The organism is Burkholderia cepacia ATCC 25416 (assembly GCF_001411495.1).
GTDB classification, from domain to species: Bacteria; Pseudomonadota; Gammaproteobacteria; order Burkholderiales; family Burkholderiaceae; genus Burkholderia; species Burkholderia cepacia.
The window spans coordinates 2538780-2554676 of the sequence record NZ_CP012981.1; the positions used below are offsets into that span (position 1 = coordinate 2538780).

At 66.5% G+C, this 15897-nt stretch carries 13 protein-coding genes and 2 tRNA genes; 4 read left to right on the forward strand and 11 right to left on the reverse strand.

What is annotated here, in order from left to right; genetic code table 11:
* Positions 1 to 190: 190 nt before the first annotated feature.
* A complete protein-coding gene (locus APZ15_RS11495) occupies positions 191 to 475 on the forward strand; it encodes a hypothetical protein (protein WP_027787658.1) in 285 nt (94 codons plus the stop codon).
* A gap of 27 nt (positions 476 to 502) precedes the next feature.
* On the opposite strand, the gene APZ15_RS11500 is transcribed toward APZ15_RS11495, so the two are convergent.
* The 4 genes from APZ15_RS11500 to APZ15_RS11515 all read right to left on the reverse strand — a co-directional run bounded on the left by APZ15_RS11500 (position 503) and on the right by APZ15_RS11515 (position 5618).
* Positions 503 to 1420: a DUF1571 domain-containing protein gene (locus tag APZ15_RS11500; RefSeq protein WP_027787657.1), complete on the reverse strand. Its 918-nt coding sequence runs from the start codon at positions 1418 to 1420 to the stop codon at positions 503 to 505.
* A 29-nt stretch (positions 1421 to 1449) separates the two neighbouring features.
* A complete protein-coding gene (locus tag APZ15_RS11505) occupies positions 1450 to 3204 on the reverse strand; it encodes an AMP-binding protein (protein WP_027787656.1) in 1755 nt (584 codons plus the stop codon).
* A 156-nt stretch (positions 3205 to 3360) separates the two neighbouring features.
* Positions 3361 to 4182 (reverse strand): TetR/AcrR family transcriptional regulator, encoded by an 822-nt coding sequence (locus tag APZ15_RS11510; protein ID WP_027787655.1) that lies wholly within the window; start codon positions 4180 to 4182, stop codon positions 3361 to 3363.
* A gap of 215 nt (positions 4183 to 4397) precedes the next feature.
* Complete coding sequence (locus APZ15_RS11515; protein WP_027787654.1) at positions 4398 to 5618, reverse strand: MFS transporter; 1221 nt, start codon at positions 5616 to 5618, stop codon at positions 4398 to 4400.
* Positions 5619 to 5899: 281 nt separating this feature from the next.
* On the opposite strand from APZ15_RS11515, the gene APZ15_RS11520 reads away from it, so the two are divergent.
* The 3 genes from APZ15_RS11520 (at position 5900) to APZ15_RS11530 (ending at position 8934) form a co-directional block, all read left to right on the forward strand.
* Complete coding sequence (locus APZ15_RS11520) at positions 5900 to 6442, forward strand: GNAT family N-acetyltransferase (RefSeq protein WP_027787653.1); 543 nt, start codon at positions 5900 to 5902, stop codon at positions 6440 to 6442.
* Positions 6443 to 6569: 127 nt separating this feature from the next.
* The gene (locus APZ15_RS11525) at positions 6570 to 7196 is read left to right on the forward strand and encodes a ParB-like protein (RefSeq protein ID WP_027787652.1); all 627 of its coding nucleotides are present in this window, start codon (positions 6570 to 6572) and stop codon (positions 7194 to 7196) included.
* 7 nt (positions 7197 to 7203) lie between these two features.
* Positions 7204 to 8934, forward strand: coding sequence for a SulP family inorganic anion transporter (locus APZ15_RS11530; protein WP_027787651.1), 1731 nt, complete (start codon positions 7204 to 7206; stop codon positions 8932 to 8934).
* A gap of 22 nt (positions 8935 to 8956) precedes the next feature.
* Here the strand turns inward: APZ15_RS11530 and APZ15_RS11535 are convergent, their stop codons facing one another.
* The 7 genes from APZ15_RS11535 to APZ15_RS11565 form a co-directional block, all read right to left on the reverse strand.
* Positions 8957 to 9892 carry a carbohydrate kinase family protein gene (locus APZ15_RS11535; protein ID WP_027787650.1) on the reverse strand — a complete coding sequence of 312 codons (936 nt, stop codon included), beginning with the start codon at positions 9890 to 9892 and terminating at the stop codon, positions 8957 to 8959.
* Positions 9893 to 10024: 132 nt separating this feature from the next.
* On the reverse strand, positions 10025 to 10969 hold the full coding sequence (locus tag APZ15_RS11540; RefSeq protein ID WP_027787649.1) for an ABC transporter substrate-binding protein: 945 nt from the start codon (positions 10967 to 10969) through the stop codon (positions 10025 to 10027).
* A gap of 82 nt (positions 10970 to 11051) precedes the next feature.
* A complete protein-coding gene (locus tag APZ15_RS11545; protein ID WP_021161550.1) occupies positions 11052 to 12089 on the reverse strand; it encodes an ABC transporter permease subunit in 1038 nt (345 codons plus the stop codon).
* A 40-nt stretch (positions 12090 to 12129) separates the two neighbouring features.
* Positions 12130 to 13683, reverse strand: coding sequence for a sugar ABC transporter ATP-binding protein (locus APZ15_RS11550; RefSeq protein WP_027787648.1), 1554 nt, complete (start codon positions 13681 to 13683; stop codon positions 12130 to 12132).
* Complete coding sequence (locus APZ15_RS11555) at positions 13670 to 14917, reverse strand: ROK family protein (protein WP_027787647.1); 1248 nt, start codon at positions 14915 to 14917, stop codon at positions 13670 to 13672. The genes APZ15_RS11550 and APZ15_RS11555 overlap by 14 nt, the downstream gene beginning before the upstream one ends.
* A gap of 371 nt (positions 14918 to 15288) precedes the next feature.
* A tRNA-Leu gene (locus APZ15_RS11560) sits at positions 15289 to 15375 on the reverse strand.
* 409 nt (positions 15376 to 15784) lie between these two features.
* Positions 15785 to 15871 (reverse strand) — tRNA-Leu (locus tag APZ15_RS11565).
* Positions 15872 to 15897 lie beyond the last annotated feature (26 nt).

Below are 15897 nucleotides of genomic sequence, written 5' to 3' on the forward strand. Positions count from 1 at the left end.
GCAGTCGTGATTGTGTCGAACCGTAACCCACTATAGACGTTCCAGCGCATTTTCGCGATTCGGCCGAACGGTCAATGCCATTTCGTTACGCCGCGTTACGACTCTCGCAGCGCCGTATCACCTTGGTTCCCGCCCGACGCGTACATTAGCTGCGCGAGCCGGGCGGGCCGGTATATCAGGGATTCAGAACATGGACAAGAGACGATGGGCAGGGTGGGTCGGGGTCGTGGCGTTGCTGGCTTCCGGCAGTGCGATGGCGGGGCATGTCGACCTGTCGGTCGGCATCGGCGTACCGGTCGCGCCGGTCTATGTCGAGCCGGCGCCGGTCTATGTGGCGCCGCAGCCGGCAGTCGTCGCCTATCCGGGCTATGGATACGGCTACTACGGCGACGAGGACGACGATCGCTATCGCAAGTGGCGCAAGCACTATTACAAGCATTGGCACCGGCACCACGGCGACGACGATGACGATTGAGCCCGAGGCCAGCCCCGCCGGCGCGCATCAGAACGCGTAGTCGGGGTTTTTCGGGTCGAATGCGGTGTCGTCTAGCGTCGCCGGCGCGATTTTCTCGATGACGATCCGCTCGAAGATCTTGCCGTCGTTGTCATAGGACTCGACGGTCCGGAAATAGGGCGCGTGCAGATCGAGCCCGAGGACTTCCTTCTTCGCGTAGAACTGCGGTCGGCCGGTCGGTGTTTCGTAGGTGAGCGCGACCACGCGCACGCCGCCGATCGTCCTGGCTTCCACATCGGTCGGCCGCTGCACGCCGGCTTCCACGTATTTCTTCCCTTCGGTCAGGTACAGGTTCGTGATGAACTCGGTACCGAGATCCTTCACCTGGTGATTCGACTGCGCGCGTGCGAGTGCGCCGTCGAGTGCCGTCCACAGCGGAATCTTGCCGAGCAGGCTGCCGAGGTGCCCGTACATCTCGTCCTTGCGCTGCGTCGTGTCGTAGATGGTCTCCTGTCCGGCATGCGCACCGCCCGGCAGCCATTTCGCATAGACGCGCAGCGGCTCGCGGGTGGTCTTCACGAGCATGCGGTCGGGCGTATCGGACCACTTTCCGCTGATGCGCTCCTGACGCACCATCGTGAACTGGTACGACGGATAGCCGTTGGGGCCGTTACGGATATAGAGCGGCACGGCGAGCGGATCGAGTGCCTTGAAGAGCGCCGTGAGCGTCGCGTCGTCGAGTTGCGCGAGCGTGCCGCGCTGTGCGGCCGTGCGCAGCCAGCGCGCCTGCTGTGCGACCGGCTCGCGGGCGACTTTCGCGAGGTCCGCCGGCAGCGCGACGCCCGCGGCCGCGCTTGCGGCGTCGGCCGTTTCCTGTGCATGCAGGCCCGCTTGTCCGAGCGACAGCAGGCAGGCGACTGCCACGGCGGCGGCATGCCGCGCGTGGTGCTTCTTTCCTTCGTTCATCGACGGCGTCTCCCTGGGCGACGGATCGTTCAACCTTGCTTCGCGGCCTTGATTTTGGCGAGTTCTTCGTCGCGCAGCGCGCGGCGCAGGATCTTGCCGACGTTCGTCTGCGGCAGCGCGTCGCGGAACTCGACGAATTTCGGCATCTTGTAGCCGGTGAGGTTCTTGCGGCAGTGCGCGAGCACATCGTCGGTCGTCAGCGACGGGTCGCGGCGCACGACGAACACCTTGATCCGTTCGCCCTGTACCTCGTCCGGAATGCCGATCGCCGCGGCTTCGCTGATGCCCGGATGCATCACCAGCACTTCCTCGATCTCGTTCGGGTACACGTTGAAGCCCGACACGAGGATCATGTCCTTCTTGCGGTCGATCAGGCGGATGAAGCCGCGTTCGTCCATCACGCCGATGTCGCCGGTACCGAGCCAGCCGTCGGCGTCGATCACCTTGGCCGTCTCGTCGGGGCGCTGCCAGTAGCCGCGCATCACCTGCGGGCCGCGCACGCACAGCTCGCCCGGCTCGCCGACGGGCGCCCAGGTGCCGTCCTCACGGCGAAAGCGCACAACGGTGGACGGCGCGGGCAGACCGATCGAACCGCTGAACGCGGCCATGTCGTTCAGGTTGACGGGGTTCATCGTGACGATCGGCGAGCATTCGGTCAGGCCGTAGCCTTCGACGACCGGCCGGCCCGTCACCTGCTGGAAGCGTTCCGCGACCGCACGCTGCATCGCCATCCCGCCCGCCATCGCGAGCTTCAGCTTCGAGAAATCGCGCTTGCGGAATTCCTCGTTGTCGAGGAATGCGTTGTACAGCGTGTTGATGCCGGTGATCCCGGTGAACGTCTCGTTGCGGATGATCTTCATCACCATCGTCATGTCGCGCGGGTTCGCGATCAGGATGTTGCGCCCGCCGAGCCCCATGAAGATGAATGCGTTCACCGTCAGCGAATAGATGTGATACAGCGGCAGCGGCGTGAGCACGGTTTCGACGTCGCCCGATACCTGGTCGGCGATCCAGGCCTTCGCCTGCAGCAGGTTCGCGATCAGGTTGCCGTGCGTGAGCATCGCGCCTTTCGCGACGCCCGTCGTGCCGCCCGTGTATTGCAGGAATGCGAGGTCGTCGCGCGTCGTCTGCACGGGTTGCGGCTTGCTTCGCTCACCGAGCGCGAGGGCGGAGCGCAACCGGATGGCCTGCGGCAGGTGGTAGGCCGGCACGAGCTTCTTCACGTGCTTCAGCACGAAATTGATCAGGCGTCCTTTCGCATTGAAGCCGTCGGCGAGGAGGTCGCCGAGCGCGGTGACGACGATGTTCTTCACCTGCGTTTCCGGCAGCGCATCCTGCAGCGTGCGCGCGAAATTCTCGAACACGACGATCGTCTGCGCGCCGCTGTCCTTCAGCTGGTGCGCGAGTTCGCGCGCGGTATAGAGCGGATTGACGTTGACGACGATCGCACCGGCTTTCAGCGTGCCGAACAGCGCGACCGGGTACTGGAACGTGTTCGGCAGCATGATCGCGACGCGGTCGCCGGGTTTGACGCCGAGGCTTTGCAGATACGATGCGAACGCGTCGACTTTCTGCGCGAGCGTGCGATAGGTCATCGATGCGCCCGCGCTCACATAGGCGACGCGCTCGGCGAAGCGGCTCGTGCATTCGTCGAAGAACTGCACGAGCGATGCGTATTGCGTGACGTCGATGTCGTGCGGGACGCCGGGCGGATATGACGCGTACCAGATGCCGTCGGTGTTCGGCGGAACCTGGGCCGCTGCGGTTGCTGCGGAAGATGACATGACATGTCTCCGGTCTTTGCTCTCGGCGAAGGCCGGCGCTTCAGCGCCGGCCCGTGCCCCGTGCCGCACGGTCGATCGGCGGGGCGCCTCGGCGCTCCGCATGACCGCGCGTTTCAATCAAATCGTGAACAGGAAGCCGCGCGCGGCCTCGCGCGCTCAGTTCGTGGAATGCAGCGTCGCCGTATCGGCGGTGGCCGCGCCCGACGACGGCAGCCCGAACGCTTCGCTTGCGCCTGCATCGTCGAGCACGGCCGCGAAGATCGACAGTTGCGCGCTGTCGGGCATCGGCGCTTTCAGCGCGGCGACGATCAGCGACGACAGCCGCGCGATCATCTGCACGTCGTTCATCGTGCGGCCTTGCGAGAACTCGTCGATCAGGCTTTCCGTTTCGGCGCCGGCGAGCGCGCCGGAGAGTGCACCGATCGCGAAGTGCAGCCGCCAGCCGAGCTCCGTGCGCGGCAGGTGCGGCAACGCGCGCTGGAATGCGTCGAAGAAGCGGCCCGCGACGCTTGCGTAGTGCGCGGTCAGGAAGTTGCGCACGAACGGCGACGGATCGGTGTATGCGCGGCCGATCAGCCGCAGGAACCCGGGCCCGCCGCGTTCGGGATTGCGCGATGCCTTCAGCGCGGGAATGAACATCGCGCCGAGCACGTGCTCGCAGGTGATGTGCGTGCCGAGTTGCGCATCGAAGCGGTCGAGGATACCGAGGCGTTCCTGGTTGAGCTGGTCGAGCCGGCGCGACAGCATCGCGTGGATCAGCGCTTCCTTGCTGCCGAAGTGGTAGTTGACCGCGGCGAGGTTGACCGCCGCGCGCGAGGTGATCTGGCGCATCGACATCGCCTCGAAGCCATGCTCGATGAACAGGTCCTCGGCCGCATCGAGGATGCGCGCCTTCGTCCCGCCGGTCTGCCGAGTGCCGGATGACCGTGCCCCGGACGGCCGTCCCGCGGATGGCCGCCCCTCCTGACTTACTGCCATGTCCCGCCTCCCATGCCGGTCGCCCGGCCGCGAACTGGTGATTTGATTATCTGATTCAAACAGTCGTTTTTATTAAGATAAAAAAGGGCGAGCGGAGCGGGCAAGCGGGGAATCTGGACAAATTCCTCTAGTTCGATGTGCGAATGCGGAAAGTATCGCGCGCGCCTTCGACAGGGCGGGGCACGCGCGATGGTGCAATGCGGCAATGCGCGGAATCAGGCGACCGTGCTACGCGTATTGACCGATTGCGTCATGTCGATGCCGCGCCGCTCGCGGCTGAACAGGATCAGCACGGCGATCACGACGGCGACGATGCCGGCCACGAGCGCGAGCGCGAAGCTGTAGTTGTTGTTGTGCGAAACGGCGAGCGAGGCCTGCATCGTCGCGTTGCCCGACGCGAGCAGGTTGCCGAGCTGGTAGACGACGCCGGGGAAGGTCGCGCGGATCTCGTCGGGCGAGATCTCGTTCAGGTGAACCGGGATCACGCCCCACGCACCCTGCACCGAGATCTGCATCAGGAACGCCCCCGCGGCGAGGGCGACCGGGCCGCTCGAGAACGCCCACAGCGGCAGCACGGGCAGGGCGATCAACGCAGCGATGAAGATGGCACGACGCCGGCCGATCCGCTCCGAGATCGAGCCGAACGACAGGCCGCCGACGATGGCGCCGATGTTCAGCACGATCGTGATCCACGACACGGTATGCGGATCGAAATGATGCTGTTCGCGCAGGAACGTCGGATAGAGATCCTGCGTGCCGTGCGAGAAGAAGTTGAACGCGGTCATCAGCACGATCGCGTAGATCGTGAGCTTCCAGTTCTGCTGCAGCGTGGCCCCGAGGCTCGGGCGCGGGCGTTTCTCCATCTGCTTCCACGCCGGCGATTCGGGCACGTGGGCGCGCACGTACAGCACGAGCAGCGCGGGCAGCACGCCGACCATGAACATCCCGCGCCAGCCGATGTACTGGTAGAACAGGCCGAACACGACGGACGCGAGCAGGTAGCCGCTCGGATAGCCGGCCTGCAGCAGCCCCGACACGAAGCCGCGTGCATGGGTCGGCACGGTTTCCATCGTCAGCGCGGAGCCGACCCCCCATTCGCCGCCCATCGCGACGCCGAACAGCGCGCGCAGCACGAGCAGCGCGGTCAGGCTCGGCGCGAAACCCGATGCGAGTTCGAGCAGCGAGTAGCACGCGATGTTGACCATCAGCGTCGGGCGGCGGCCGAAGCGGTCGGCGAGCCGGCCGAAGATCAGCGCGCCAAGCGGACGCATCGCGAGTGTCAGCGTGAGCGCGAACGCGACGGCGGGAATCGTCGATCCGAATTCGGCGGCGATGTCCTTCAGTACGAAGACCATCAGGAAGAAATCGAACGCATCGAGTGTCCAGCCCAGGTAGGCGGCGATCGTCACGTTGCGTTGTTCGCGGGTCCAGCTCATGTCCGAAGTCTCCTCGTTGGCTTGCGCGCTTACGATGTGCATGCGGATGCCGGCCCGGCTTGCGCGCGGTGCGGGGGCATGGATCGAGTGTAGGCCGCGGCGCTTGGCGATGTGGGGCGCGATAACGCCGAATCGGGAATAATCCCTAGGAAATGAACTGTTTCGGATTCGGCAACGGCGCTGCGCGAAACCGGCGGCAGGCATCTGTATCATTCCGGAAGGCTGTTTGTATCTGTTTTGTAATGCGTCCGGTGAGCATCGTCACCGAATCAGGAGTCCAGATGACTGAACCTTCCGCCGCCACGCTGCCCGTGCTCGAAACTGCGCGGCTGTGGCTGCGTCCGCGCGTATTGGCCGATCTCGACGCCTGCATCGCGATGGATCGCGATCCCGAGGTCACGCGGCACATCGCGGGCCCGTGGCACGATCCCGTCGAGCATCGGCGCTTCGTCACGCACCGGATCACGCGCGACTATCCGCCGGGCCTCGGCTACTGGTCGATCTTCGAGAAGGCCGCGCCCGATGCGTTCATCGGCTGGATCCTGCTGATTCCGGACTATGCGGATGGCGCGCGCGACGTCGAGATCGGCTGGCGGCTGGTGCGTGCAACATGGGGGCGCGGCATCGCGAGCGAGGCCGCGTCGGCCGTCGTGCGCCACGCCTTCGACACCGTGCGCCTGCCGCGCGTGATCGCCGATATCGCGGAGGCCAACGGCGGCTCGTTGAACGTCGCGCGCAAGCTCGGGATGCGCCGGGTGAGCGTCGTGCACGATGGCATTCCCTACATTCGACATCGTCTCGAACGCAACGACCTGCGCGTGTAGCGCGGCGCGCGCGTACACGGGCAGTTGTCGTGGATCGTCAACCGGATGCGTATCGAGGTCATGACGTATTAACGGCTCGTGCGTTCAGGAGTATCGTTGCCGGAATTTCGCAACATGGGGTACGACCATGGCACTCGGCACCGATGTTCACCTGATTCCCGTCAAGCTGGAAGAACTGCGTCCCACGCAGATGACGGTCGGCTATCGCGAAGTCAAGGCGAAGCGCAAGCACTGGAAGGGGCTCAGCAAGCGCGCGCGCAAGACCGCGATCGAATCGCACTGGTTCCCGGCCGTGCTCGGCCCGGGCGGGCTGCACTACATCACCGATCATCATCATCTCGGCCTCGCACTGATCGAGGAAGGCGAGGCGCGCGTGAACGCGATGCTGCTGAAGGACCTGTCGTGGCTCGACGACACGATCTTCTGGCGGATGATGGAACACAACCAGTGGGTGCATCCGTTCGGCGCGGACGGCACGCGCCGCGACTACGCGAATCTGCCGAAGGTGCTGACGGGGCTCGTGGACGATCCGTACCGCAGCCTCGCCGGCGAGCTGCGCACCGCCGGCGGCTATGCGAAGGACGCGACGCCGTTCAGCGAATTCCTGTGGGCCGACTACCTGCGCCAGCACGTGTCGCTCGACCAGATCCGCAAGAACTTCGCGAAGGCGCTCGATATCGCGCTGCATCGCGCACACGAGCAGGATGCACGCTATCTGCCCGGCTGGTCGGGCGTCATCGCCGTCAGGCCCTGAGCACCTCATGACGACTGCCCCGATCCGCCCCGATGCCGGCCCGCAGCATGCCGAGCATTTCTCCGCGCTCGACGCGGCCTCGCCGCCGCCGACGCGGCGCATCGGCCTCGACGCGCTGGCCGGCCTGTCGATCGCGGGCTTGCTGATCCCCGAGGCGGTCGCGTACGCGGGGCTGGCCAACCTGCCGCCGCAGGCCGGTCTCATCGCGTTGCTGTCGGGGCTCGTCGTCTATGCGCTCACCGGCAGCAGCCGTTTCGCGATCGTGTCGTCGACGTCATCGTCGGCTGCCGTGCTCGCGGCGACCGTGCTCGCGGAGTCGGGAATGGCGCTTGCCGCGCAGCTCGCGCTGGCGGCGGCGCTCGTCGCGATGACGGGCGTGCTGTTCATCCTGGCGGGTGCCGCGCGGCTCGGCGGCATGTCGGATTTCGTCGCGCGGCCGGTCCTGCGCGGCTTCACGTTCGGCCTCGCGCTGACGATCGTCATCAAGCAGTTGCCGAAGATTCTCGCGATTTCCGTGCAGCACAGCGATGCGCCGCATGTCGCGCTCGACCTGATCAGCGGTGCGCCGCACGCGAATCTCGCGAGCGTCGTGCTCGGTGCGACCGCGCTGGCGTTGCTGTTCGCACTCGGACGGAGCACGCGGGTGCCCGCGACGCTCGTCGTGATCGTGCTGTCGATCGCGGCCGGTTATGCGGTCGACTGGCAGCGATACGGCATTGCGATCGTCGGCCACATCGACTTCCGGCATATCGAGTTCGGCCTGCCGACCCTCGACCGCAACGCATGGATGCAGACCGTCGAGCTTGCGTTCGCGCTGATGCTGATCCTGTATGCGGAATCGTACGGATCGATCCGCAACTTCGCGCTGAAGCATGGCGACAGCGTGTCGCCGAACCGCGACCTCGTCGCGCTCGGCTGTGCGAATCTCGTGTCCGGTCTGCTGCACGGGATGCCGGTCGGCGCCGGGTATTCGGCGACCTCGGCGAACGAAGCGGCCGGCGCGCAGTCGCGCTTCGCGGGCCTGTGGGCGGCGGGCGTGGTCGCGCTGATCGTGTGGCTGCTGCTGCCGCAGCTCGCGCGCACGCCGGAGCCCGTGCTCGCGGCGATCGTGATCTTCGCGGTCAGCCACTCGCTGCATCCGTCGGTGTTCCGGCCGTACTGGGCCTGGCATCGCGACCGGCTCGTCGTGATCGCCGCGCTGCTCGCGGTGCTCGTGCTCGGTGTGCTGCACGGGCTGCTCGCGGCCATCGGCGTGAGCCTGCTGCTGACGCTGCGCAAGTTGTCCGAGCCGAACGTCAGCGTGCTCGGCAGGCTGCGCGACAGCCATGATTTCGTCGACGTCGCGAGCCACGCCGACGCGAAGCCGGTGCCGGGCGTGCTGATCGTGCGGCCCGAGGCGCAGCTGTTCTTCGCGAATGCGGACCGGATGTTGAACCGTGTGCGTGCGTTGATGAAGGCCGCGCCGGACACGCATACCGTGATGCTGAGCCTCGAGGAAACGCCGGATGTCGACGGCACGACGATCGAATCGTTGCGCACCTTTGCGGCCGAATGCGCGGCGCGCGGGTTGCGGCTCGCGCTCGTGCGGCTCAAGGTGCACACGCTGCATGCATTGCGCCGCGCGGCCGACGATACGCTTCACGACGATGCGATGTCCGAACTGAGCGTCGACGAGAGCCTGCAGCTGCTGCAGGCCGGGACGCCGCCGGATGGCAGCGGCGGAACGACCGCCGCGTGACGGTGCGGTGCGCCGGTACGTGCTATTGCGAAACTGCAGTGTCGGTAGTGCGGTCGATCATGTCGGTCACCTCGGCCGCCGTCGGCGCATAGGCGCCTGCATGTGCACAGGCGACCGCCGCGCACGCGGCCGCGTAGCGCAGATGCTCGGCGGCTGACGCGTCGGGACGCGCCAGCTGGCTCGCGAGCCAGCCGCCGATGCTCGCGTCGCCGCAGCCGACGGTGTCGGCCACTTCGGTCGGGAACGCGGGCTGGAACAGCACGGTGTCGCGATGCAGGAGCTGCATGCCCGATGCGCCGCGCGTGACGAGCATCGTTGCGTCGGGCGCCCACGTGCGCAGTTGCGCGAGCGCGGCGGCTTCATCGAGTTCGGGAAACAGCCCGCGCAAATCCTCGTCGGACACCTTGATCCAGTCGGCGAGCCCGGCAAGCCGGCGCAGCGTGTCGCGGTACGACGGCGCGGCCATCGGCGCACGGAAGTTCGGGTCGAACGAGATTCGCTTGCCGGCCGTTCGCGCGGCCTGCGCGACTTCGATCAGGCGCGCCGCGAGCGGCTCGCGTACGACGCCGAGCGAGCCGACGTGCACGATCTCGGCCGCATCGAGCGCACCGGCGGGCAGGTCCGCCGGATCGAACGCGAAATCGGCGCTGTTCTCGCCGATGAAGAAATAGTGGGGCGGCTGCTTCGACACGACCATCGCGAGCAGCGGCGCGCGATCGACCTGCCGGATGAAGCGCGGGTCGAGCCCGGCGTCGGCACTCTTGCGCATCAGTTCGTCGCCGAAGATGTCACGGCTGACTGTGCCGGCGAAGGCCGTCGGCACGCCGAGTCGCGCGCCGACGCGCGCGACGTTCCAGCATGAGCCGCCGGCGATGCTGTGCCAGTGCTGCGCGTCGTCGCGGATGAAATCGGTCAGCGCTTCGCCGAATACGATCAGGCGGGGGAACGTCGTCGTCATGTCGAAACCTTGTGCCGTGGCGTTGCGCACGGCCGTACAGCGGTTGATCCGAAAAGGCGGGCGGTGCGGGGCCGTCGCGCATGGCGACACGGCCCGGCACCGCCCGGTTGCGTGGGCGGACAGGCGGCGCGATCAGCGCGGCGAGCTCCAGCCCTTGTAGGTCTTCACGTTGTCGCGCGTGATGAGCGTCGGCTCGATCAGGATCATTGGATTGGCCGGCTTCTGGCCGTTCATGATCCCGTAGCCGACGTTGACCGCCTGCTGCGCCATGGCCCAGGGATCCTGGCTCGACGACGCCTGCACGAGCGTGTTGGACTTGAGCGCGACCTCGATGTCGGGGGCGCCGTCGACCGACGTGATCACGATGCCCGGACGGTTCAGCTGCTTCGCGGCGAGGTCGCTGCCGATCGCCTGCGGGTCGTTGATCGTGAACACCGCGTCGAGCTTCGGAAAGCGCGTCAGGTAGCCTTGCATCGCATTCATCCCGCCTTCGCGCGAACCCTTGCCGTCCTGGTCGCTCGACAGCACCTTGATGCCGGCGTTTTTCGCGAGCACGGCCTTGCAGCCGTTGACGCGATCGATCACGGCCGATACCTGCGGGCCGTTCTCGATGATCACGTTGCCCTTGCCGTTGAGTTTCTTCGCGATGTAGTCGCACGCGAGTTCGCCGGCCTTCACGTTGTTGGTCTGCACGGTCGCGTTTGCGCCCGCCGCGGCGACGTCGACCGCGACGACCGTGATGCCGGCCGCCTGCGCTTTCTTCACCGCCGGCTCGATCGCCTTCGGATCGGTCGCGTTGAGCAGGATCATGTCGACGTGCGCGGAGATGAAGTTGTCGATCTGCGTGAACTGCTTGTTCAGGTCGTAGTCGGCCGAGACGGCCGTGACCTTCGCATTCGGATTGAGCTGCCTGGCGCGTGCTTCGGCACCCTTGACGATCGTGACGAAGTACGGATTGCCGAGCGACCCGACCGTGACGCCGATCGATTTGAGCGGCTTGTCGGCCGCGTGTGCGGCGGAAGCGGCGAAGGCGAGTGCGCAGGCGACGGCGGTCAGGGCGGCTTTGTGCTTGAGCATGTCGTTGTGTCTCCGAGAGGTTTGTTGGTGAACGGGCGCAGGCGAGCCGGCCTGCGCCGCAAGGTTGAATCGACGGGAAGGGTCAGGTGCGCGCCGAGTCGCGCTGGCGATAGCGATCGAGCGCAACGGCGCCGATGATCACGAGGCCCTTGATGATGTACTGCCAGATGTCGGACACGCCGAGCAGGACGAGGCCGTTCGTCAGTACCGCGATGATCAGCGCACCGATCAGTGTGCCGACGATCGAGCCGACGCCGCCGACGAAGCTCGTGCCGCCGAGGATCACCGCGGCGATCGCGTCGAGTTCGTACGACTGGCCGAGCTGCAGGCCGTTCGCCGCATAAAGCCGCGCGGCCGACATCACCGCGCCGAGCCCGGCGAGCAGGCCCGACGCCGCATAGACGAACATCTGGATCGCCCGCACGTTGATGCCCGACAGGCGCGCGGCTTCCGGATTGCCGCCCACCGAATAGATGCGCATCCCGAGCACGGTGCGGCGCAGGATGAACCACGAGATCGCGATGACCGCGCACGCGATGACGACGAGCCAGGGCACACCGAGGATCGTGCCGTTGCCGATGAACGCGAACGGCAACTGCGGATTGAACACGGTCGTGTCGTTGCCGATCAGGCGCGCGACGCCGCGCACGGCCGTCATCGCGCCGAGCGTGACGATGAACGGCGGCAGGCGCAGGAACGAGATCAGGCCGCCGTTGATCGCGCCGAACACGAGGCCGACGACGAGCGCGAACGGTACGCCGAGCCAGCCCCAGCCCGGAATGGTCGACGCGAGCAGCGCCGCGACGGCCGCGGCGGCGAGCACCGAGCCGACCGACAGGTCGATGCCGCCCGTCAGGATCACGAAGGTCATGCCGGCGGCGAGCACGATGTTGATCGACGCCTGCTGCGTGACGATCGACAGGTTCTGCAGCGTGAAGAAGCCGTCGGTCAGGAAGCCGAAGCCGATGCACAGAACCAGCAGCACCGGCAGCATGCCGGCGGTGCGGATCAGCGACTGCATGCGGGCGCGGTGATCGGCGCCGCGCAACAGCGGCGTACGGTTGCCCACCGGATGGGCCGTCGCGGAAGCGAGGTTCCGCTGCTTGGTCGGGTTGATCATGTCGGTAACCTGAATGTAAGAGTGAACTGAAAGGGCGGGCTCAGTGCGCGTCGGCGAGTTCGGCCTGCGAGCCGGTGGCGAGCGCGATGATGGCTTCCTGCGTGATGGGCGTATGCGTGTGGCCGCCGAGTTCGCCCGCGATCTCGCCTTCGCGCATCACGAGCACCCGGTCGGCGACGCCGATGATCTCCGGTAGTTCGCTCGAGATCACGATCACACCCACGCCGGCGCGGGCCAGTTCGTTGATGATCCGGTAGATCTCGGATTTCGCGCCGATATCGACGCCGCGCGTCGGTTCGTCGAGGATCAGCACGCGCGGCTTCGTCTCGAGCAGGCGCGACAGCAGCACTTTCTGCTGGTTGCCGCCTGACAGCGCGCCGACGTTGACGTTCGCGTGGGGGACGCGGATCGACAGCGATGCAATCGCGTCGCGTGCACGTTCGGCGCCGCGCGCGAGGTCGAGCGCACCGAGCCGCGCATCGCGGTTGCAGACCGAGATGTTGATGTTGTCGCGTACGCTCATGTCGAGGAACAGGCCCTGGCGCTTGCGGTCTTCGGTCAGGTAGACGAGGCCGGCGTCGATCGCGTCGCGCGGCGAGTGCGCGCCGAACGTGCGTTCGCCCACCTTCACGTTGCCGCGCACGCGCGGTTCCGCGCCGAAGATCAGCCGCGCGAGCTCGGTGCGGCCTGCGCCGACGAGCCCCGCGATGCCGAGCACTTCGCCGGCGTGCAGGTCGAGGCTGCAGCCGCGCACGCGCGCGCCGTCGGCGATGTCGCGTACCGACAGCAGCAGGTGGCCGGGGTCGTACGGCGCGTGTTCCTTCTTGTAAAAGCCGGAGATGTCGCGGCCGACCATCATCGCGACAAGACGCTCGGCCGACAGCGAGGCGCGCTCGAGCGTGCCGACATACGTGCCGTCGCGCAGCACCGACACACGATCGGACAATTCGTAGATCTCCGCCATCCGGTGGCTGATGTAGATGATCGCGAGACCTTCCTCGCGCAACTGGCGGATCAGGCGGAACAGGTGTTCGGTCTCGCGCGACGACAGCGGCGTGGTCGGCTCGTCCATCACGAGGATGCGTGCGCGGGTGTGCACGGCGCGCGCGATCTCGACGAGCTGCTGTTCTGCGATCGACAGCGTGCCGACGAGCGTGTCGGGCCCGAACGATGCGCCCAGGCGCGCGAGCACGTCCTCGCAGCCGCGTGCCATTGCCGCGCGGTCGATCGTGCCCCAGCGCCGGTTGCCGCGCCGCAATTCGCGGCCGATGTAGATGTTTTCCGCGACGCTCAGGTTCGGGGACAGGCACAGCTCCTGGTAGATCACCGCGACGCCCGCATCGCGCGCGGCAAGCGGGCCGTCGATGTCGATGCGTTCGCCGTCGATCAGGATCTCGCCGCCGGCGTCGGCGCGGTATGCGCCCGACAGGATTTTCATCAGCGTCGATTTGCCCGCGCCGTTTTCGCCCATCAGCGAGTGGATCTCGCCGGGATAGACGGTCAGGCTCACGTTGTCGAGCGCGTGCACGGCCGGGAACGTCTTGCTGATCCCGCGCATCTCGAGCAGCGGACGGGGCGACTCAGATCGCGACATGGTTGACCTCCTGCGAGTCGGTGCGGGCGCCCTTGAGGATGCCGGCCCGCGGGGAGAAGTTGAAATACATCGGCAGCGTGGCTGCGCCGATCGCGCCGGCGTCGGCGCCGAACGTGCCGCGTACGAGCACCGGCGTGCCGCGCGCTTCGGGCGCGGTGGCCACGAGCGCGGCACGCAGGCGCGTTGTCACCGCGTCGAGCAGGCCTGCGTCGGTATCGGCGTCGAGCACGACCACCGGCGCATCGACCACACACAGCACCGCGCGCAACGCAGGTGCGAGCGCGTCGACGCAATCGTCGATCCATTCGTCGACGGCGGGCAGGCCGCGAGCGATGCAGGCTTCGAGATCGGCCCGGTTGTCGACCGTCTCGCCGTGATGGCGCAGATGGCGCACGAGCGCATGCAGCGACGCGCGCGCGAGCAGGATGTCCCACGGGCCACGCGGCGGCGGCGCGGAAGCGAGCCGGCTCGGCTGCACGGGAATCACGGCGATGTCGCCCGCGTTGCCGGTCACGCCGCGCAGGCAGTCGCCGTCGATCGCGATGCCGCCGCCGATCGCCGGCCCGATGAACAGATAGACGAAGTCGTCGCACTGCCGGCCGTATCCGTAGAAGAGCTCGGCGATCGCGGCCGCGTTGCCGTCGTTTTCGCCGAATACCGGAAGCGACAGCATGCGACCGAGGTCGCTTGCGAAATCGACGTCTTCCCACGCGCGGAACGTGTCGGGTGCGAGACCGAGTTCGCGCATCCACGCGCCGAGGTTGTAGGGCTGCGCGACGCCGACGCCGGTCAGGCGGGCGCGCTCGTGGTCGGGAAGCAGGGCCTGCATCGCTTCGATGTCGTGGCGGACGATCTCGAGCACGTCGGCGGGCGGGGGCAGCAGCGTGTCGTGCGAGCGGCGGCCGAGCACGTCGCCCGCGAAGTTGACGAGCGCCGTTTCGATGCGCATGCGGTCGAGATGGACGCCGATGCCGAACGCGCCGCGCGGGTCGAGGCGAATCAGCGAAGCCGGCTGACCGCGCTGGCCTTCGGTGCGGCCCGCGAATTCGATCAGCTTCGCGTCGGCGAGCGATGTGATGATGCTGCCGACCGCCGTGCCCGTCATGTTCGCGAGGCGGGCGAGGTCGGCCTTTGACGCGCTGCCTGCGCGGCGCAGCGTCTTCAGCAGCAGGCGCTCGTTGTAACGGCGCACGTTGGCCGAATTGCTGCCCTGGCCGAAGTGCGGGCTTCTCATGGCGTCTCCTTCCATGGCGCGCCGTGCAGCGGCGCATTAAATAAATCACGTTGATTTATTTAACCGCGTGAACGCCGACATGTCAGCCTAGGGAAATCCCGGTTTGAGGTGGGAGCGGGGATGGTAGTGCGGGGCATCCGGAATCGAGGATGGATCGCGGAAGCCCGGTCATTCAGGCGGAAGGTGGCGTGGGCGGTGGCATGAACCCGGGGTAGTGGGTTGTCGCCGGATTCGCAGCCTGCCGTCGCGGTTTGCTTGCGCTGGCGGCGCAAATCGAAGCGGCTGGGTCTGCTCGCGAAGATGAGGGGGAGGTTTTTCCGGAGCCGGAAATGAAAAAAGCCGGCTAGAAGCCGACCTTTTCAAAAAACAGATGGTGCCCAGGAGAGGACTCGAACCTCCACGATGTTGCCACCGCTAGGACCTGAACCTAGTGCGTCTACCAATTCCGCCACCTGGGCACGTTTTGCAGTAGCTGCTTGCTGCAAAGAAGCGAAATTATAGCGCGTCTTTGGCGGCTGTCAACAGGATTTGAGGTCGCGAACGAAAATAATTTGACGGATTTGTTTGGGCATCGAGCGAGGTGCGCAAACATCGCGGCGGTCGACCGACGTGCATCATCGAACTTGTGATGGGCGGATGCGCGCGGGCTGATCGCTTCCGGATGCCGGGAATGCAGGCGGGCCGACTGGAACGAGCTTTTTTAGGAAGTGGAAGGTCAGGCGGGAGGGGCTGGGTCGCACATGTGTAACCCGGGTCGCGCTTGCAAGTGCAGCCCTTCGACGCCCCGCTCGGAGCAAGCAAGCGCATTGCTTCCAGGGCTTGAAATGAAAAAAGGTCGGCTAGAAGCCGACCTTTTTAGAAAACAGATGGTGCCCAGGAGAGGACTCGAACCTCCACGATGTTGCCACCGCTAGGACCTGAACCTAGTGCGTCTACCAATTCCGCCACCTGGGCACGTTTCGCTTGCTGCGATGCGAAGA

What these genes read in the sequence shown, in the direction of transcription:
- APZ15_RS11550 (WP_027787648.1), bottom strand. Translation starts at nt 13,683, where the DNA reads ATGTCGCGATCTGAGTCGCCCCGTCCGCTGCTCGAGATGCGCGGGATC.
- APZ15_RS11555 (WP_027787647.1), bottom strand. Translation starts at nt 14,917, where the DNA reads ATGAGAAGCCCGCACTTCGGCCAGGGCAGCAATTCGGCCAACGTGCGC.
- APZ15_RS11505 (WP_027787656.1), bottom strand. Translation starts at nt 3,204, where the DNA reads ATGTCATCTTCCGCAGCAACCGCAGCGGCCCAGGTTCCGCCGAACACC.
- APZ15_RS11535 (WP_027787650.1), bottom strand. Translation starts at nt 9,892, where the DNA reads ATGACGACGACGTTCCCCCGCCTGATCGTATTCGGCGAAGCGCTGACC.
- APZ15_RS11510 (WP_027787655.1), bottom strand. Translation starts at nt 4,182, where the DNA reads ATGGCAGTAAGTCAGGAGGGGCGGCCATCCGCGGGACGGCCGTCCGGG.
- APZ15_RS11500 (WP_027787657.1), bottom strand. Translation starts at nt 1,420, where the DNA reads ATGAACGAAGGAAAGAAGCACCACGCGCGGCATGCCGCCGCCGTGGCA.
- APZ15_RS11515 (WP_027787654.1), bottom strand. Translation starts at nt 5,618, where the DNA reads ATGAGCTGGACCCGCGAACAACGCAACGTGACGATCGCCGCCTACCTG.
- APZ15_RS11530 (WP_027787651.1), top strand. Translation starts at nt 7,204, where the DNA reads ATGACGACTGCCCCGATCCGCCCCGATGCCGGCCCGCAGCATGCCGAG.
- APZ15_RS11520 (WP_027787653.1), top strand. Translation starts at nt 5,900, where the DNA reads ATGACTGAACCTTCCGCCGCCACGCTGCCCGTGCTCGAAACTGCGCGG.
- APZ15_RS11545 (WP_021161550.1), bottom strand. Translation starts at nt 12,089, where the DNA reads ATGATCAACCCGACCAAGCAGCGGAACCTCGCTTCCGCGACGGCCCAT.
- APZ15_RS11540 (WP_027787649.1), bottom strand. Translation starts at nt 10,969, where the DNA reads ATGCTCAAGCACAAAGCCGCCCTGACCGCCGTCGCCTGCGCACTCGCC.
- APZ15_RS11525 (WP_027787652.1), top strand. Translation starts at nt 6,570, where the DNA reads ATGGCACTCGGCACCGATGTTCACCTGATTCCCGTCAAGCTGGAAGAA.
- APZ15_RS11495 (WP_027787658.1), top strand. Translation starts at nt 191, where the DNA reads ATGGACAAGAGACGATGGGCAGGGTGGGTCGGGGTCGTGGCGTTGCTG.